19 protein-coding genes are annotated in these 17,791 nt (G+C 72.7%); 4 read left to right on the forward strand and 15 right to left on the reverse strand.

All coding sequences use genetic code 11. The features are described 5' to 3' along the window. Positions 1 to 14: 14 nt before the first annotated feature. The 11 genes from Q1A98_RS05685 to Q1A98_RS05735 all read right to left on the reverse strand — a co-directional run bounded on the left by Q1A98_RS05685 (position 15) and on the right by Q1A98_RS05735 (position 11,843). Positions 15 to 875, reverse strand: coding sequence for a DegV family protein (locus Q1A98_RS05685; protein WP_299570747.1), 861 nt, complete (start codon positions 873 to 875; stop codon positions 15 to 17). Further along, positions 872 to 1,606, reverse strand: a complete 735-nt coding sequence (gene octT, locus Q1A98_RS05690) for a diglucosylglycerate octanoyltransferase (protein WP_299570749.1) — start codon at positions 1,604 to 1,606, stop codon at positions 872 to 874. Before octT ends, Q1A98_RS05685 begins: the two co-directional genes overlap by 4 nt. After that, on the reverse strand, positions 1,603 to 2,265 hold the full coding sequence (locus tag Q1A98_RS05695; RefSeq protein WP_299570752.1) for a histidine phosphatase family protein: 663 nt from the start codon (positions 2,263 to 2,265) through the stop codon (positions 1,603 to 1,605). Before Q1A98_RS05695 ends, octT begins: the two co-directional genes overlap by 4 nt. A 35-nt stretch (positions 2,266 to 2,300) precedes the next feature. Further along, complete coding sequence (gene rsfS, locus Q1A98_RS05700) at positions 2,301 to 2,663, reverse strand: ribosome silencing factor (RefSeq protein ID WP_299570755.1); 363 nt, start codon at positions 2,661 to 2,663, stop codon at positions 2,301 to 2,303. Beyond that, entirely contained in the window at positions 2,660 to 3,460 is an 801-nt protein-coding gene (gene nadD, locus Q1A98_RS05705; protein ID WP_299570757.1) for a nicotinate-nucleotide adenylyltransferase, read from the reverse strand. The genes rsfS and nadD overlap by 4 nt, the downstream gene beginning before the upstream one ends. A 41-nt stretch (positions 3,461 to 3,501) precedes the next feature. Then, entirely contained in the window at positions 3,502 to 4,956 is a 1,455-nt protein-coding gene (locus Q1A98_RS05710; RefSeq protein ID WP_299570760.1) for a VWA domain-containing protein, read from the reverse strand. Beyond that, positions 4,953 to 5,789, reverse strand: coding sequence for a MoxR family ATPase (locus tag Q1A98_RS05715; protein ID WP_299571817.1), 837 nt, complete (start codon positions 5,787 to 5,789; stop codon positions 4,953 to 4,955). Before Q1A98_RS05715 ends, Q1A98_RS05710 begins: the two co-directional genes overlap by 4 nt. Positions 5,790 to 5,854: 65 nt before the next feature. Continuing rightward, positions 5,855 to 7,147 carry a glutamate-5-semialdehyde dehydrogenase gene (locus tag Q1A98_RS05720; RefSeq protein WP_299570763.1) on the reverse strand — a complete coding sequence of 431 codons (1,293 nt, stop codon included), beginning with the start codon at positions 7,145 to 7,147 and terminating at the stop codon, positions 5,855 to 5,857. Between the two features lie 52 nt (positions 7,148 to 7,199). Further along, positions 7,200 to 7,811 carry an HNH endonuclease family protein gene (locus tag Q1A98_RS05725; RefSeq protein ID WP_299570766.1) on the reverse strand — a complete coding sequence of 204 codons (612 nt, stop codon included), beginning with the start codon at positions 7,809 to 7,811 and terminating at the stop codon, positions 7,200 to 7,202. A 97-nt stretch (positions 7,812 to 7,908) separates the two neighbouring features. Continuing rightward, complete coding sequence (locus Q1A98_RS05730; protein ID WP_299570768.1) at positions 7,909 to 10,191, reverse strand: ATP-dependent DNA helicase RecG; 2,283 nt, start codon at positions 10,189 to 10,191, stop codon at positions 7,909 to 7,911. Then, on the reverse strand, positions 10,188 to 11,843 hold the full coding sequence (locus tag Q1A98_RS05735) for a DAK2 domain-containing protein (RefSeq protein WP_299571819.1): 1,656 nt from the start codon (positions 11,841 to 11,843) through the stop codon (positions 10,188 to 10,190). The genes Q1A98_RS05730 and Q1A98_RS05735 overlap by 4 nt, the downstream gene beginning before the upstream one ends. Positions 11,844 to 12,010: 167 nt before the next feature. Here Q1A98_RS05735 and rpmB point away from each other — a divergent pair, with 167 nt between their 5' ends. Beyond that, positions 12,011 to 12,202 carry a 50S ribosomal protein L28 gene (gene rpmB / locus Q1A98_RS05740; RefSeq protein ID WP_299570770.1) on the forward strand — a complete coding sequence of 64 codons (192 nt, stop codon included), beginning with the start codon at positions 12,011 to 12,013 and terminating at the stop codon, positions 12,200 to 12,202. A gap of 7 nt (positions 12,203 to 12,209) precedes the next feature. Then, positions 12,210 to 13,007 (forward strand): enoyl-CoA hydratase-related protein, encoded by a 798-nt coding sequence (locus tag Q1A98_RS05745; RefSeq protein WP_299570773.1) that lies wholly within the window; start codon positions 12,210 to 12,212, stop codon positions 13,005 to 13,007. Positions 13,008 to 13,023: 16 nt separating this feature from the next. On the opposite strand, the gene Q1A98_RS05750 is transcribed toward Q1A98_RS05745, so the two are convergent. Genes Q1A98_RS05750 through Q1A98_RS05760 form a run of 3 tightly spaced genes read right to left on the reverse strand, consistent with a single transcriptional unit; the run spans position 13,024 to position 15,258 of the window. Then, entirely contained in the window at positions 13,024 to 13,704 is a 681-nt protein-coding gene (locus Q1A98_RS05750) for a uracil-DNA glycosylase (protein WP_299570775.1), read from the reverse strand. Continuing rightward, positions 13,701 to 14,225, reverse strand: a complete 525-nt coding sequence (locus Q1A98_RS05755; protein WP_299570776.1) for a gamma carbonic anhydrase family protein — start codon at positions 14,223 to 14,225, stop codon at positions 13,701 to 13,703. The genes Q1A98_RS05750 and Q1A98_RS05755 overlap by 4 nt, the downstream gene beginning before the upstream one ends. A 10-nt stretch (positions 14,226 to 14,235) precedes the next feature. Then, the gene (locus Q1A98_RS05760; protein ID WP_299570777.1) at positions 14,236 to 15,258 is read right to left on the reverse strand and encodes a thiamine-phosphate kinase; all 1,023 of its coding nucleotides are present in this window, start codon (positions 15,256 to 15,258) and stop codon (positions 14,236 to 14,238) included. 118 nt (positions 15,259 to 15,376) lie between these two features. Between Q1A98_RS05760 and Q1A98_RS05765 the strand changes: the two genes are divergently transcribed. Beyond that, positions 15,377 to 15,892, forward strand: a complete 516-nt coding sequence (locus Q1A98_RS05765) for a DUF3515 domain-containing protein (protein ID WP_299570778.1) — start codon at positions 15,377 to 15,379, stop codon at positions 15,890 to 15,892. Positions 15,893 to 15,914: 22 nt separating this feature from the next. On the opposite strand, the gene Q1A98_RS05770 is transcribed toward Q1A98_RS05765, so the two are convergent. Continuing rightward, positions 15,915 to 16,895, reverse strand: coding sequence for an NAD(P)H-dependent glycerol-3-phosphate dehydrogenase (locus tag Q1A98_RS05770; RefSeq protein ID WP_299571821.1), 981 nt, complete (start codon positions 16,893 to 16,895; stop codon positions 15,915 to 15,917). A 173-nt stretch (positions 16,896 to 17,068) separates the two neighbouring features. Here Q1A98_RS05770 and cofC point away from each other — a divergent pair, with 173 nt between their 5' ends. Next, positions 17,069 to 17,755, forward strand: a complete 687-nt coding sequence (gene cofC / locus Q1A98_RS05775; protein WP_299570780.1) for a 2-phospho-L-lactate guanylyltransferase — start codon at positions 17,069 to 17,071, stop codon at positions 17,753 to 17,755. Positions 17,756 to 17,791 lie beyond the last annotated feature (36 nt).

The raw sequence follows: 17,791 nt of genomic DNA on the forward strand, positions 1-17,791 counted from the left end.
GGAGACCCGGCCGATCAGGTGACGGTGTATCCCTCGATCGGGTCGAGGCCCGGGCAGACGACGACCCCGACCGCACCGCGACCGGTGTGCGCGGTGAGCACCGGCCCGAGGTCGGTGACGACCGCCGAGGTCACCACGCGCAGCTTCTCGGTGAGCCGCTCCAGCACGTCGGCCGCGACGTCGACGGCGTCGGCGTGCACGATCCCGACGGTCGTCGGCTGCCGGTCGGCCGCGGCGACAGCGGTCGACACCATGGAGGTGAGTGCCTTGGAGAACGTGCGCTGCCGCTCGGCGAGCACCAGGCTGCCGTCCACGACGCGCAGCACCGGCTTGATCGACAGCGCGGTGCCGAAAAGTCGTGTGGCGGCACCGATCCGGCCGCTCGCGCGGAGGCGACCGAGATCGGCGACGCAGACGAGCGTCTCGCTGGTCGACGCCGCGCGGATGGCCGACTCGTACACGCGGTCCATCTCCCCGCCCGCCCGCGCCGCCTGTGCGGCCGCGACCGCGGCGAATCCGACGGCCAGTCCCACCGACCGTGTGTCGACGACGCGGACGCGGCCGGGGAACGCCTCGGCCGCCAGCCGCGCCGAACTCCACGTGCCACTGAGCTTGCGGCTCATCGAGACCGCCACGACGCCGTCGCCGTCGCTGTCGGCGACGGCCGTCTCGAACACGGCGGACAGGTCGGCCGGCGTCGCTCCGGAGGTGGTGGTGCCGGTCTGGTCGAGGACGTCCGGGCCGATCTCGTCGACACCCTCGGAGAGGTCGGTGTCGCCGGTCAGGACGTGCAGCGGCACCTGCCGGATGTCGTAGTGCTGCCGTATCGGCGCGGGGAGCCGTGCCGAGGAATCGGTCACCACGACGACGGTCACCGCGCCAGCCTAGGTGATGCGACGAGGGGCGCCACCGCGCGCGCGACCTCGTCGGCGACATCGCGGTGGCAGGCGAACCCCCAGTGGATGCCGTCGGGGTTCTGCTCGCCTCCGGCCGAGAACGCCCGCGCGGTCGCGGGGTAGAAATCGGCCGTCGCGATCGCGTGGTCGTCGGCCCATCGACGCATCGCCGCCGTGTGCCCGGCGCGGGCGGTGTGCACCCGCGCGTAGTACTCGCTGTCGTGGGTGGACGGCAGGCACAGCACGATCGGCAGGTCCGGTCGGATCACCGCGACCGCACCGCGGATCTTCTCGAGGTACTCGACGGTCACCCGGGCGGGCAGTGCGACCGGCCACCCCAACGGCGCGAACGCGGCCTGCGCCCATCCGTACGCGTCGCGGACGCGCCGGCGCAGCCACTCCGGGCGGAGGTAGCGGATCTGCTCGCGCAGCGCGGTGGGCAACGGCGACGGGAGGGTGTCCATGCCCCCGATCGCCAGCACGAGCACCTGCGCCCGCGGCACCGCCGCCCAGATGCGCGGGTCCTGGGTCAGTGCCCACCACACGTCCCGGGTGGTCCACCCGATCCGGCCGAACAGCTCGACCTCGCACCCCACCGCGGCACCGAGCAGATTGGGCCAGATGCGGGGATCGTCGGCCGGCAGTCCTCCCTCCGGCCCGTAGTAGGCCAGCGAGTCCGACAGCACCAGCAGGTGCCCGTCGGCGCTCATTGGACAGCGGCGTCGGCGTCCGCCGCGGAGGCGTTCCACACGTCGAGCCGCCAGGTCGGCGTGTCGCCGTGCCCGCTCAGCTGCACCCAGCTCGTGTTGGCCAGGCCGCCGAACACCGGCCACGACTCCACCGGGAGGCCGAGCAGCGACGCGGTCATCGCCGCGATCACGCCGCCGTGCGCGACCAGCACCACCGGGTTGTCGGCGTCGGGTCCGCTTCCCCATCCCGTCACGGAGTCGACCAGTTCGGCGACCAGCGGTGTACTGCGCTGCGCGACGTCGACACGGCTCTCGCCGCCCGGCGGGCGCCAGGTGGCGTCGTCGCGCCACGTGGACCGGGCACCCGGTGTGCAGTCGTCGACCTCGGTGTGCGACAACCCCTGCCACTGCCCCAGGTGGGTCTCCCGCAGGCGCCGGTCGGTGGTCACCACACCGCCGCACGCGTCGGCGAGGGCGACGGCGGTGTCGTAGGCGCGGCGCAGATCCGAGGAGATGATCATCCGCGGCGAGCGGGTGGCGAGCGTCGCCGCGGCGCCGGCGGCCTGTCGCACACCGAGATCTGACAGGTCGGTGTCGAGCTGACCCTGCATCCGGCCCGTCGCGTTGTACTCGGTCTGGCCGTGGCGCAACAGGATCAGGCGACGCACGCTCGGCGTCATCCTCTCGACCGTGCTGTCACCGGAGTCGGGACATCTCACCGCAGCGTCTCGGGGTCGACGACGGGGCAGTCCTTCCAGAGTCGTTCCAGCGCATAGAACTCGCGCTCGTCGCTGTGCTGGATGTGGACGACGATCTCGGCGTAGTCGAGCAGCGTCCACCGGCCCTCCCGCGCGCCCTCACGGCGCAGCGGCTTGTGCCCGGCCTCGCGCAACTTGTCCTCGACCTCGTCGACGATGGCGCCGACCTGCCGCTCGTTGTTCGCCGACGCGATGACGAACAGGTCGGTGATGACGAGCTGCTCGGACACGTCGATGACCACGACGTCGTCGGCGAGCTTGTCCGACGCGGCGTGGGCGGCGATCGCGGCCATGGCCAACGCCTCGGGTGTCGCTGTCACGGTGTTCCTCTCGTCGTGAGCGGCGGGGTGTGCGCCGGGTCCTGCGATGACTGTTCGCGCTGGGCCGATGGGCCGGAGACCCCTCGGCGTCCCGGCGTCGTGCGGTAGAGACGACGTTTGCTGATGTACTGCACCACCCCGTCGGGGACGAGGTACCAGATCGGCCTGCCGTCGCGGGCCCGGTCCCGGCAGTCGGTGGACGAGATCGCCAGCGCCGGCACCTCGATGAGGTGCAGCGAGTCCGGCGGCAGGTTCTGCAGGTGGGCACCGAGGTGCGCGGCACCGAGTTCGTAGCCGGGGCGGCTGACCCCGACGAACGTCGCCAGCGAGAACAGCTCCTCCCAGTCGTGCCAGGTGAGGATCGAGGCGAGCGCGTCGGCGCCGGTGATGAAGAACTGGTCGGCGTCGGGATGCAGCCGGTGCAGGTCGCGCAGGGTGTCCACCGTGTAGGTGTTGCCCTCGCGTTCGATGTCGACGCGGCTCACCGAGAACCGGGGGTTGGCGGCGGTCGCGACCACCGTCATCAGGTACCGGTCCTCGGCGGGACTCACCGGACGCGCCGACCGTTCCGCCGGGCCGTCGCCCTCGGCCGTCTTCTGCCACGGGCGCCCGGTGGGCACGAAGACGACCTCGTCGAGGTCGAACCGGTCGGCGACCTCGTTGGCCGCGACGAGGTGCCCGTTGTGGATGGGGTCGAAGGTGCCGCCCATGACGCCGATGCGACGTCGACGCTCGCCTCCGGCAAGGCGGCGCCGTTCGCCGTGGGTGGTGGGCGCACGGCCGCCGTCGACGGGCATGCCTGCGGAGTCTACGGGTGGCCCCGGCGGCGGCGGCACGCTCACACCGGGAGCAGTCCGCCGATGACCTCGGCGAGTTGTCGGGCGTTGCGGCACTCGTGCATCTCGATGATGCGCGCGTAGTCCGCGGCCATCGAGTCGCCGGAGTCCCACAGCTCGCGGGACTCGGGGTTGAGCCAGTACGCGTGACGCGCACGGTCGACGAGTGTGCGCAGAGCCCCGAATCGCGGGTCGTGGTAGTTCGTGCGCCCGTCGCCGAGCACCAGCAGGGCGCCGCGATGGGTCAGCGAGTCGGCGTGGTCGGCGACGAACCCCTCGAGGGCGTGACCGTAGTCGGAGTGACCGTCGCGCGTGATCAGCCGTGCGCGGGAGAGCATCTCGTGGATCACCGAGCCGAGGTGGACGTCGGTGTCGGCGCTGCGGGCGAAGTACTCGGTGACCTCGTCGACGGTGTCGACGAAGGCGAAGACGCGGACTGCCGAGAAGTGCTGTCGCAGAGCGGCCACCAGCTGCAGCGTGAACTGGCTGAACCCCGAGACGGATCCGGACACGTCGCACAGGATCACCAGCTCCGGGCGACCGGGGCGGGGCTTGCGGTAGGTGAGCTCGATCGGCACGCCACCGGTGGACATCGATGCCCGCAGCGTCTTGCGGACGTCGACGACCCCGCGGCGGGCGCGGCGTCGTCGGATCTCGAGCTTCGCCGCGAGCAGACGGGCGAGCGGGTCGATGGTCTTGCGCAGCTCGAGGATCTCCGCACGCCCGGCGGAGAGGAACGCGATGTCCTCGGGCAGCGTCGGCACGGCGTACTCGGCGACGCGGTCACGCCCGGACCGCTCCACCATGCGGCGCCGGGTCTCCTCCGAGACGAGCTCGCCGAGTCGGTCGACGCGCCCCGCCGCCGATCGGCGGTACCGGGCCTGTGTCCCGCCGTCGTCGTCACCGGACGCCGCGGCCATCGCTGCGGCGATGCGCGCGATGAGCGTCTGGGGACGGATGGTCGACATGGCCTGGTAGGTCGAGAAGGCCTCGCCCCGTGCCGACTCGTACCGCCCGATGCGGTCGACGATGGCCGACACGAGATCGGCCAGCCGCCCGTCGTTCTCGGCGTCGCCGTCGGCGAGCATGTCGGCGACCATCTGCCGGATCTGTTCGACATCGAGGGATCCGTCGTCGTCGGTGGGCAGGTCGGCCGCGCCGGTGCGGGCACCCGTGCCGGCGGGGAACCAGAGGTCGAACGTGGCGTCGAAGGCGGATCGGTGCATCTGCTGGGTGAGCAGTGTGCAGGCCAGGCCCTCACGGAAGGAGTTGCGATCCAACAGGTCCAGGGCCGCTGTCGCCGCGGCGGCGTCGATGAGCGCCGACGGGCCCACCTCGATCCCCCGGTCCCGCAACGCGTCGACGAATCCGGTGAGCTGGTCGACGACGCCGCTGGGTCCCGGGTCGATCTGCTCGTCCCGGTCGTGCCGTTCGGCGCCGCGAATCGGCAACCTCATCGGCCGAGCTTCAACTCCGCGACCGCCGCGGCCAGGTCGGGGCGATGCTTGAGCACCACGCCGAGAGTGCGTTCGACGACGTCGTCGTCGAGGCGGGCGCGTCTGGACTCCGCGACGCCCAACGCCAGCAGGGTCTGACCCCAGTCGATGGTCTCGGCGACCGACGGCTTCTTGCGCAGGTCCAGCGACCGCAGGACGCCGACGATGCGGATCATCTCCCGCGCGATCGCGTCGGGCAGCTGCGGGACGCGGGAGGCGAGGATCTCGCGCTCCCGGCTGGCGTCGGGGAAGTCGATGTACAGGTAGAGACACCGCCGCTTGAGCGCCTCGGACAACTCGCGGGTCGCGTTCGACGTCAGCAGCACGACGGGACGCCGTAACGCGGCGACGGTGCCCATCTCGGGGATGGTGACGGCGAAGTCGCTGAGCACCTCGAGCAGCAGTCCCTCGACGTCGACGTCGGCCTTGTCGACCTCGTCGATGAGCAGGACCGTCGGGTCCTCCCGGGCGATCGCGCGCAGCAGCGGCCGGGGCAGCAGGAACTCCTCGGAGAAGATGTCCGCCTTCGTGGCGTCCCAGTCGCGGCTGCCGGTCGACTGGATGTGCAGGATCTGCTTGGCGTGGTTCCACTCGTAGAGCGCCCGCGCCTCGTCGATGCCCTCGTAGCACTGCAGCCGGATCAGCTCCGCGTCGGCGGTGGTCGCGATGGCCCGGGCCAGCTCGGTCTTGCCGACGCCGGCGGGACCCTCGACGAGCAGCGGCTTCCCGAGGCGGTCGGCGAGGAACACCGCGGTGGTGGTCGCGTCGTCGGCGAGGTATCCGGTCTCGGCCAGACGCTCGCGGACCTGCGTGGTGTCGGTGAAGAACGGTTCGACGGCGGGCCCGGTGGCGGCGGCGGTCACGCGCGGACCTGGCCGTCGCCCCAGACGACCCATTTGGTCGAGGTGAGTTCGGGCAGTCCCATGGGGCCGCGGGCGTGCAGCTTCTGCGTCGAGATGCCGATCTCCGCGCCGAACCCGAACTCCTCGCCGTCGGTGAAGGCGGTGGAGGCGTTGACCATCACGGCCGCGGCGTCGACGCGGTCGGTGAACTCCGTTGCCACGGCGAGGTCCTCGGTGACGATCGCCTCGGTGTGCCCGGTGCCCCACCACTCGATGTGCTCGACCGCGGCGTCGAGACCGTCGACGACCTTCACCGCGATGTCGAGACTGAGGTACTCGTCGGCCCAGTCCGCGTCACCCGCGGGGACCATCCCGTCCTCGTCACCGTGCACGACGACGCCGTGTGCCTGCAACGCCGACAGCAGCCGCGGCAGGGCGGTCTCGGCGATCGCGGCGTCGACGAGCAGCGTCTCGGCGGTGTTGCAGACGCTCGGCCGGCGGGTCTTTGCGTTCACGACGATCCGCTCGGCGATGTCGAGATCGGCTGCGGCGCCGACGTAGACGTGGCAGTTGCCTGTCCCGGTCTCGATGGTCGGGACGGTGGCGTCACGGACCACCGAGGCGATGAGACCCGCTCCCCCGCGCGGGATCACGACGTCGACGAGACCGCGTGCGCGGATCAGGGCGGTCACGCTGGAGCGGTCCGCCGACGGGAGCAGCGACACGCAGTCGGCCGAGAGGCCGTGGGCGGTGAGGGCGTCGCGCAGGATCGCGACGAGCGCGGCGTTGGAGTCGGCCGCGGACGACGACCCCCGCAGCAGCACAGCGTTCCCGGACTTGCACGCGATCCCGAACGCGTCGACGGTGACGTTGGGCCGGGCCTCGTAGACCATGCCGATGACCCCGAGCGGCACGCGCACCTGGCGCAGGCGCAGGCCGTTGGGGAGGGTCTTGCCGGCGATCACGTCGCCGATCGGGTCGGGCAGGACGGCGACCTGACGCAGCCCGTCGGCGATGCCGACGACACGGTCGGCGGTCAGCCGCAGGCGGTCGAGGAGGCTGCCGGAGGTGCCGGCGGCCTCCGCGCGGGCGATGTCGCGGGCGTTGGCGGCGAGGACCTCCTCGCTGCGCGCCAGCAGGGCGTCGGCCGCGGTCGTGAGGACCGCGTTCTTCGTGACGGTCGTCGCGCGCGCCAGCGCACGGGCGGCGGTCCGGGCCGCACGGGCGGCGGCCTCGACCTGCTCGGTGACCGCGGGGTCGGGACGTGACGTCTCGGAGCCGGCGGCGTCGAGGACGGTGGGAGCACTCACGCCGACGAGCGTAACCCGCGCGACCTGCGCCGCCCGGGGTCGGTCGGGCCGCTCAGCACCGCCCCAGCGCGGTCCGCAGCACCGCCACCGACCGCGCGTCGACGCTCAGTCGATACGTCGCGGCCACCAGCACGAACTGCGCGGCGTACCGGCAGCGGAACGGCGCGTGCGGTGGCATCCACTCCCCGGGCGGCGAGTCGCTCTTGTCCTGGTTCGAGCGTCCGTCGACGGCCACGAGGTTCGCGGGATCGTTCGCGAAGGTCAGGCGCAGTCGCGGACCCCACGCGTGTGCGCCGGCGTCCCAGGCGTAGGCCAGCGGGACGATGTGGTCGATCTGGACCGTCCCGCCGCGCTCACGGCCACGTCGGAAGTCGACGCGGTCACCGGTGTACGGGCTGCGCATCTCCCCGGAGGACACCGCCCTCGGGCAGGCGGTGGTGGCGACGTGGGTCGTGTCCCGCAGGTCCCGGTCGAGGATGTCGTCACGGGTGTCGCATCCGTTGCCGGCCAGCGCCGCATCCGATCCATCGTCCCAGGCGGGACCGAACGCCGTGCGGTCGTAGTCGTCGCGGTGCGTGCGCGCCGGGACGGTCGTCAGGGTCGCCAGTGCCGCGAGCGCCGGGGCGGCGTCGGTCCGCGGGCCCGCCGCGGGGCGCGTGAGCACCGACTGCGTGGCGACCGCGACGGAGAGCGCCGTGCAGACGGTCAGCGCGAGCCAGGCGCGTGTGCTCAGCGGGTGGGCGCGTCGGGCGCGCGGGGCGTCAGGACTTGTCGAGGTAGGAGATCCGCGACGGTCCCATGACGGCGTCGACGAGGTCGGCGAGTGGACGGTGGTCGGCGAGGGTGAGGTCGGCGTGCACGACCTCCGTCGCGAGCCCGCGGGCGTCGTCGATGACGTCGGCGTCCTCCACCAGCGAGAGGAACCGCAGCGACGACGCCTCACCGGACTGCACAGCACCGAGCACGTCCCCCTCCCGGCGCGTCATGAGGTCGACGCGCGCCAACTCGAACCCGTCATTGGACGCAGCGACCGCCCTCAGGCGTTCCATCGACGGCGAGGAGTCTCCCGCGGAGGTGCGCAGGAAGCACCGTCCGGGCAGCCCACCTCGGCCGACGCGGCCGCGGAGCTGGTGCAGCTGGCTCACCCCGAACCGGTCGGCGTCGACGATCACCATGGTGGTCGCGTTCGCGACGTCGACACCGACCTCGATGACGGTGGTGGACACGAGGATGTCGATCTCCCCGCGCGTGAAGGCGTCCATGACAGCGTTCTTGTCGTCGGCGGGCAGGCGGCCGTGCAGCAGCTCGACGCGGTGCCGACCCAGGGGCCCGGCGGTCAGTTCGGCGAACATGTCGACCGCCGAGGTGGTGGGTCGCGCCGCGCGGTCACCGCCACCGCCCTCGGCGGCGCGCTTGGCCGACCGTTGCCCCTCGGGTGTGCCGTCGTCGCCGATGCGCGAGCAGACCACGTACACCTGCCGACCCGCACCGACCTCCTCGTCGACGACCTCCCAGAGCCGCCGCTCCCATTTCTCCTTGCCCGCGGGCACGACGTTGGTGGTGATCGGTTGTCGACCAGCCGGCAGTTCCCGCAGTGTCGAGGTCTCGAGATCCCCGTAGACCGTCATGGCCACCGTCCGCGGGATGGGCGTGGCGGTCATCACCAGCATGTGCGGGACGACGTCGCCGCGTCCCCGGGAGCGCAGGGTGTCGCGCTGCTCCACGCCGAACCGGTGCTGTTCGTCGACGACGACGAGTCCCAGGTCGAAGAACTCGACCTTCTCCTCCAGCACGGCGTGGGTGCCGATGACGATCCCCGCGGTCCCGGTGACGGTGGCCAGCATCGCCTCCTTGCGCGCCTGCGTCCGCAACGATCCGGTGAGCAGCGCGACGGCCGTGGCGTCGGGGTCGGCGCCCAGTTCGCCGGCGATCGCCAGGTCGCCGAGCATGCGGGTGATGGTGCGGTGGTGTTGCGCGGCCAGCACCTCGGTCGGGGCCAACAGGACGCACTGGCGCCCGTTGTCGACCATGCGGAGCATGCACAGCAACGCCACGAGCGTCTTGCCCGACCCGACCTCGCCCTGCAGCAGTCGGCTCATCGGTTCACCCGCCGACAGGTCGGCGCGGATCTCGTCCAGCACCGTCCGCTGGCCGTCGGTGAGTGTGAACGGCAGGCGCTCGAGGAGACGGTCCTCGAGTCCGCCCGCGACGGGTTCGCACCCCGGACCGGCCCGTCCGCGGTCGGCGAGACGCCGCTGCGCCAGGGCGATCTGCATCGCGAGGGCCTCGTCGAACCGCAGGCGGTCGGAGGCGCCGTCGATGTCCTCCTGCGCCTCCGGGACGTGGATGGCGCGGATCGCCTCGGCGGTCGTGACCAGGCCCCGCTGTGCCCGTTGCGCCTCGTCGAGAGCGTCCTCGCCCCACTCGACGGCGTCGAGGACCAGTTGCACCGCCTTCCAGATCGTCCACGTCTGCAGGGCTTTCGTCGCGCGGTAGATCGGCAGGACGGGCCGGTCGAAGTCGGCGGGGTCGATCTCCACGCCGTCGGCCGAGGCGCCGTTCTTCGACGTGGCGTCCGCGGCCATGGCCGCGAGCATCGGCGAGCCGACGGCGTCCAGCCGCGGTGAGCCGGCGTCGGGCAGCACCAACCAGTCCGGGTGCGTGAGCTGGATCTGGTCGCGGAAGTACCCGACCGTCCCGGCCACCATGAGGCGCACCCCGGGGCGGAGAACCCGTTTGATGACACGGGGGTTGAAGAAGGTGACGACGTAGGTCCGCAGACCGTCGTCGACGGTCACCGAGAGGAACGTGCCCGACCGCTGCCGCATCCGGCGCTCGTCGGCGCGGGTGACGGTGCCGACCAGGGTGATCCAGTCCCCCTTCTCCGGCGCGCTGCCGCCGCTGGACTCGCCGCGCCGCACGTACCGCATCGGCGTGTACCGCAGCAGCTCTCCGACGGTGCCGATGCCCAGTTCGTCCGAGAGCTTCTGTGCGAGAGCCGGACCCACCGCCGCGGCCGGGGAATCGGAGGGACGCAGGGTCATTCGATGCCCACCTGGAGCACCTCACCCGGCTGACCCGTGGTGTACGCGACGAACTCGACGCCGGGGTGTGCGGAGGAGACGTGCCGCTCGATCGCGTCGACGACGCCGCCGGCGATCTCCGACCCGGCGAGGACGGTGACCAGTTCCCCGCCGGTGCCCAGCATCAGGTCCACCAGCGCGGTCGCCGCGGACACCTGATCCGGACCGATCACCAGGACGTCGACGCCGATCAGCCCGAGGAGGTCACCCGGTTCGCAGGTGCCCGCCAGGGTCAGCGCGGTCTCGGTGGCGGTGACGACCGACCCGCGCCGGGTCGACGCGGCCGCCTCCGCCATCGCGTAGGCGTCGGCGTCGGGCGAGGCGGAGATGTCATGGACGGCCAGCGCGGAGAGCGCCTGCACCATCGACAGCGTCGGGAGGAACACGACGGCCCGGTGCGCCGAGCGCGCCGACGCCGCGACGGTCACCAGGTCCTGCGCGGGCACCGCGCCGTTCGCCATGACGACGACGTGCGCCGCGTCGACGTCCCTGATCGCGGCCGCGATGGCCTCGGCGTCGACCGCCGTCCCGTCGGGACCGGCCCGGACCACGTGCGCACCCTCCGAGGCGAAGAGGTCCGCGGCGCCGTCCCCGGCGACCACGGTGACCACGCCGCGGCGGCGCGCCGGCAGTCGGTCGGACGTGTCGACGGACGCCTTGTGCGCGTCGAGGACGAAGCAGGTGATGCGGATGTCGCTGACCTCACCGACGGCGAGTCCCGCCTCGACGGCCGCGCCCGCGTCGCACGTGTGGACGTGGACGGAGAACCGCTCGCCGGTGTCCGCGCCGCTGTCCCCGACGATCACCACCGCGTCGCCGAGATCGTCGAGTGCGGCCCGCAGCGTCGGGATCCGCGCCGCGGCGGCACCGGTGATCGCGTACATCACCTCGTAGTCCATCTCCGAGCTGACCTCGTCGCACCCGTCCTCGGCGATGGCGTGGGCTCGGGGATCGCCTCCACCCGACAGTGCCCCCTCGTACCGCCGACGCGGCGTGGCGACGCCGGTCAGCACCTCGACCATGGCGTCGAGCAGCACCAGCAGACCGCGTCCCCCGGCGTCCACGACACCCGCCGCGGCGAGTTCGGGCAACTGCTCGGTGGTGCGGTCGAGCGCATCGGCGCAGGCGTCGGCCACGGCACGCGCGAGGTCCCCGGGCGCCGAGCCGGCCGCCTCGCCGGTGGCGGTGCGAGCGGTCTCGCGCAGGACGGTGAGCACGGTGCCCTCCCGCGGCTCGCTGACCGCACGCGTCGCCGACAGGCCGGCCAATCCGAGTCCGGCGGCCCAGAGCCGGTTGAACGACAGCACGCCGTCGACGGTCTCGATGCCCGCGGCGTCGGCGAGACCGACCAGGACCTGCGAGAGGATGATCCCGGAGTTGCCGCGCGCCTGCGCGACCGCCGCGTCGGACCCGGCGCGCAGGACATCGGCCGCGGTCGAGCCGGACTCGGCCTCCCGGGCGGCCACCGCCGCGGCGGACATGGTGTGCAGCATGTTGCTGCCGGTGTCGGAATCGGGGATCGGGAAGACGTTGAGGTCGTTGATCTCGCCGCGCAGCACGGTCAGGCGGTCGACGCAGACGTCGAACCAGTCGCGGAGCACCCCGGCGTCCATCCCGGCCGACGAGCCGGCACGGTCGGCCCCGCCGGTGGACCCGGCGTCGGTGTCATTTGGCCCGATCGCGCTCATGCGGCTATCCTTCCAGGGTTGTCGTGCGGCGCGTCGAACACCTTCGACCGGCCCCGACGAGCACACCTGTCCCCCACCCGAGGAGTTCGACGATGGCTGCCGTCTGTGACGTCTGTGCCAAGGGCCCCGGCTTCGGCAAGTCGGTCTCCCACTCCCACCGCCGCACCAACCGCCGCTGGAACCCCAACATCCAGACCGTGCGCGCCCAGGTCTCGCCGGGCAACCGCAAGCGGATGAACGTCTGCACGTCGTGCCTGAAGGCCGGCAAGGTCACCCGCGGCTGACGCTGCCGTGACCGAGCAGTCCCCCTCCGGCACGTCGCTGGTCGACGGGGTACTGCACGTCCGGGTGTCGGCTCCGAGCGCCGGGAACCCGCTCGACCCCGATGCCCTGCGGGCTGCCACCGCCGTTCTCGCCGATGTCGCCTCCGGTGACGTCCCGGCCGGCGCGGTGCTGCTGCACGGTGCGGGGTCGAACTTCTGCGCCGGCGGTGACGTCCGATCGTTCGCCGCCGCCCCCGATCGGCCGGTGTTCATCCGTTCCGTCGCCGACGCCTTCCACGCGTTCCTGCGTGGTCTCCACGCCGCCGACGTCCCCGTCGTCGCCGCGGTGCGCGGCTGGGCCGCGGGTGCCGGCCTCAGCATCGTCTGTCACGCGGACATCGCCGTGGGCGGGCCCGGCACGAACCTGCGCCCCGCCTACCCCGGCATCGGCCTGTCACCGGACGGTGGCATGAGCTGGATGCTCCCCCGCATCATCGGCCGCGCCCGCGCCCACCACGCCATCCTCACCGACAGCGTCATCACCGCGCAGGACGCGATCGCGTGGGGTCTGCTCGCCGAGGTCGCCGCCACCGACGACGACGTCCTGCCCACCGCGACAGCCGTGGCGAACGGTCTCGCCGCCGGCCCTCGGCCCGCGATCAGCGCGGCCCGTCGACTGCTCGCGGCGAGCGCCGAGAGCGGTCTCGACGCGCATCTCGACGCCGAGGCCGACACGATCTCGCACCTCGCCGGTACGCCCGGCGGCATCGAGGGCGTCGACGCGTTCGTCGAGAAGCGTCGCCCCGACTGGACCATCGGCCGCTGACGCGGCGCCTCCCGCGCTACTGGTCCAGACGCCAGTCCACCGGGTCCGCGCCGAGCTCGGCGAGGGCGGCGTTCGCCCGCGAGAACGGGCGCGATCCGAAGAACCCCCGTGACGCCGACATCGGCGACGGGTGCGCCGAGGTGATCGTGGGGACGTCGGGCATCCACTCCCGCAGCGAGCCGGCATCCTTGCCCCACAGGATCGCGACGAGCGGCGCGTCCCGGGCGACGAGTGCCTTGATGGCGCACTCGGTGACCGCCTCCCACCCCTTGCCGCGGTGGGATGCCGGCGATCCCGGAGCGACGGTGAGCACCCTGTTGAGCAGCAGGACCCCGTTGTCCGCCCACGGTGACAGATCCCCCGACTGCGGGCGGGGCAAACCCAGGTCCTCGGTGTACTCGGTGAAGATGTTCTGCAACGACCGCGGCACCGGACGGGTGTCGGGTGCAACCGAGAAGCTCAGTCCCACAGCGTGTCCCGGTGTCGGGTAGGGATCCTGGCCGACGATGAGCACCCGCACCTCGCGCATCGGTCGGGTGAACGCCCGCAGCACCATGTCACCCGGGGGCAGATAGCGACGACCGTCGGCGACCTCGTCACGCAGGAAACGACCCATCGCGGCGATGCGGTCCTCGACGGGCGCGAGCGCCTGCGCCCACTCCGGGTCGACGAGGTCGGTGAGCGGACGGGCCGTCATCCGTCGATCCGGCGCAGCGCGGTCCGGTAGTGCTGCGCGTTCGCGTGGTACATCTCGACGTTCATGGCGATGTGCCCCTCGGGCACCTCGTACCCGTCGCGGATCCTGGCCGGGACGCCCAGTGCCATCGCGCGGGACGGGACCGCGAAGCCGAACGGCACCACCGCTCCGGCGCCGACGATGGCACCGTCTCCGACGGTCGCACCGTTCAGGACGACGGACCCCGACGCGATGAGGGCGTCGTCACCGACGGTCGCCCCCTCGACGTGGGCGTTGTGGCCGAGCACGCAGCGTTCGCCGATCACCGTCGGGTCGATCGGGGTGCAGTGCACGACGGTGCCGTCCTGGATGTTCGTCTTCGCGCCGATCGTGATGGTGCCGTAGTCGCCCCGCAGGACCGCGCCGGGCCACACCGACACCCCGGGACCGAGGACCACCGCCCCGATCACACAGGCGTCGGGATGGACGTAGGCGTCGTCGGCGATCTCCGGCACGCGGTCGTCGAGGGCATAGATGGCCATGCGGGCCAATCTATCCGTGGGCGCTCGGGCGTCCCTCGTCGGACGTCGGGGCGTCGCCGAAGCTCGACCACCCGTGCACCTCGGGACCGCGACCGTCGATGCGCACCGGGTCGTCCTCGCGGGCTGCGACGACCACACCGATCTCCGACCACCCGTCCGGGACGGACCCGGAGAAAGTGGCCAGCAGCTGGTGGTCCTCGCCGCCGCCGAGCACCCAGGGCAGCGGGTCGACGCCGAGTGCGTCCGCCGCGCGGGCGAGATCGACGTCGCGGGGGATGCGCGTGGAGTCCACGTCCACCGCGACACCGGCCGCCGACGTCATCGTCAGCAGTTCCTCGACGAGCCCGTCGGACACGTCGGTCATCGACGTGGCGCCATGTGCGGCCGCGATGACGCCCTGCGTGAGGTCGACGTCCGGGACCCTATGCACGGCGACGAGATTCGAGTATTCGCCAACGCCCGCGACGAGCAGCGCGAGGCCGGCGGCCGACGACCCGACGGGGCCGCTCACCGCGAGTCTGTCCCCGACGACCGCGCCGTCGAGGCGGGTCGCGGGCCGACCTGCGGTGGTGCCGAGGACCGTGACCGTCACGACGATCTCGGTGGTGGCGACGAGGTCTCCCCCGACCACCGGCACGCCCCAGTCCGCCGCCGCCGCCGCGATCCCCTCGTCGATGTCGAGCAGGACGCCGACCGGCGTCGACGACGGACAACCGAGGGAGACGACGATCCCGACGCCCGCGGCACCCATCGCGGCGACGTCCGCGGCGGCCTGGACGGTGGCGCGACGACCCACGTCGTGGGGCGAACTCCACTCGAGGCGGAAGTGTCTGTCCTGCACCACCGTGTCGGTGCTGACGACCAGGTCCGGGCGGACGGTCAGTGTGGCCGCGTCGTCGCCGGGTCCGACCACGACCGGATCGGCGGCGGGGTGCTGCGGCCGACGCTCCTGCGCCACGGCACGCAGGCGGTCGAGGATCACCCGTTCACCGACCTCGGCGACCGTGCGGTCCCGCCACGGCTGCTCCTCCACGCGGGACCCCTCCTCTCGCCCGCCGCGGTGTGACACCGACGACCCGGGGTGGCCCGGACGTCACGGCGTCGGCCAGAATCTCGGTTGAGTCTATGCACGTGGGAGAGGAGCCCGACCGGTGGCCGACGAACGCCGCAGCCCGGCACTGATCGCCACCCTGGTGGCGATCCCGGTGGTGGTCGTCGTGCTCTTCATCGTGGTCGCGGCGAACCGCACCGGCTCCGACGACAGGTCGCTCCCGCTGACCTCCGCGTCCGCGACGCCCTCACCCGAGTGCACCCGACTGCTCGCCGCGCTGCCGCAGACGTTCGACGGGTACGGGAACCGCTCGCAGGACGGCGGTCTCGTGCAGTGGCCCTCGACACGGTCGGGGTCCGACAACACCGGCCCGGTGCAGCTGCGGTGCGGTGTGGCGCGTCCGACGGGGCTCGCGCCGACGTCGGCGTTGCAGGTGGTGGACCCGGTGCAGTGGTTCTCCTCGACGCAGGACTCGCGCGGCACCCTGTGGGTCGCCGTCGACCACCGCCCCTACGTGGCCCTCTGGCTGCCGGTGAACGTGGGCAACGGACCGATCACCGACGTCTCGACGGTCATCGACCGTGTACTGCCCCGCGCCTCGCTCGACCTCGGGTAGCGGCCGGACACACCCGCCGCGCTCACTCCGGCTTCGTGCTGCGGCTGAGCAGGGCGATGATCGCGTCCCGGACGGGCAGACCCTCGTGGCAGACGCGATGGACGGCGTCGGTCAGCGGCACGTCGACGCCGTGGGCGGCGGCGAGCGCCCGGACCGACGAGCACGACTTCACACCCTCGGCGACCTGCCCGTGCGTGGCCTGCTGCGCCTCGTCGAGTGAGCGGCCCTCGCCGAGGCGGGCGCCGAACGAGCGATTGCGCGACAGCGGTGACGAGCAGGTGGCCACGAGGTCACCGACGCCCGCCAGCCCGGCGAAGGTCTCGGGTCGCGCCCCGAGCGCCTCGCCGAGGCGGATGGTCTCGGCCAGCCCGCGGGTGATGATCGAGGCGAGGGTGTTCTCCCCCAGTCCTGCGCCCGACGCCATGCCGCAGGCGAGCGCGATGACGTTCTTCACGGCACCGCCGATCTCGCACCCGACGACGTCGGTGTTGGTGTACGGCCGGAAGTACCTGGTGGTGCAGGCGTTCTGGACGGAGCGGGCAACCGACTCGTCCCGGCACGCGACCACCGTCGCGGCGGGCTGGCGCAGGGCGACCTCGCGCGCCAGATTCGGCCCCGACAACACCGCGATGCGGTCGTCGGGGGTGCCCGACACGTCGGCGATGACCTCGGTCATCCGCAGGAGGGTGTCGCTCTCGATGCCCTTGGCCAGCGACAGCACCACGGCCTCCGGCGGGAACGTGCCCCGCCACCCGGCGAGGTTGTCCCGCAACGACTGCGACGGCACAGCGCACACCACGAGATCGGCACCGTCGAGAGCCTCCTGCACGTCGGACACCGCCCGGAGCCCGGACGGGAGGTCGATGCCCGGCAGGTAGTCGGGGTTCACGTGGTCGTCGGTGATGGTCCGGGCCAGTTCCGGGCGACGCGCCCAGAGGGTCGTCGTCGTCCCGGCGTCGGTGAGGACGGCGGCCATGGCGGTACCCCAGGATCCCGATCCCAGGACGGCCGCGCGGGCGACGACGCGGTCCTCGCCGCCGGCCGCCGCGGATCCCTCCGTCGGCGTCCCTGCGCTGCTCGACACGACGCGGCCTCCTGTTCCCGGTCTCGGCACCCGGCGGGCGCTGCCCGACACCCTAGTGGTCGCCGTCACGCGGGCAGGCGCATCATGGGCGGATGCTCGTCCCGGCGACCGACGCGTTCACGGTGGTGCTCGCCGTGAAGGGGCTGGCCGACGCCAAATCACGGCTGGCGCCGGTGCTCGGTCCCGCCGACCGGCGCGATCTCGTGCTGGCGATGCTCGCCGACACGGTGGACGCCGCCCAGGGTGCGGGCGCGATCGACGTGGTGGTCGTGACCCCGGATGCGACCGTCGCCGCGGCCGCGCAGGCCGTCGGCGCGCGCGCCGTGGCGGACCCCTCGCCGGGAACCCGGCCCGGTGCCCCCGGCCCCCTCAACGCCGCCCTCGCGCACGGCGTCGACACCGTGCGCATGTCCGCGCCCTACGCGCACGCCGTGGCCCTGCAGGCGGATCTGCCCACCCTGCGCCCGGATTCGCTGCACGCCGCGGTCGCGGCAGCGCACGGACACGGCCGCGCGGTGGTGCCCGACCGCTCAGGTGAGGGCACCGCGGCGCTGGTGCTCGCCGACCCCGTGGACCGGACCATCCTGTTCGGCATGGGATCTGCTGCAGCACATCGTGACTCAGGCGCCGTCGATCTCACCGACGGGGACGATCGGTGGCCCGACCTACGCACCGACGTCGACACCGTCGAGGATCTGGCCGCGGCTCGCCGCCTGGGCGTCGGCGTCCGCACCGATCGCGTGCTGCGGGGGCTGAATGCCCCGGTCTGTGGTCGCTGACCGGCGAACCGTCGCCCCCGCGCGCGTCATGCCACC

The organism is uncultured Williamsia sp. (genome assembly GCF_947494875.1).
Taxonomy (GTDB): Bacteria; Actinomycetota; Actinomycetes; order Mycobacteriales; family Mycobacteriaceae; genus Williamsia_A.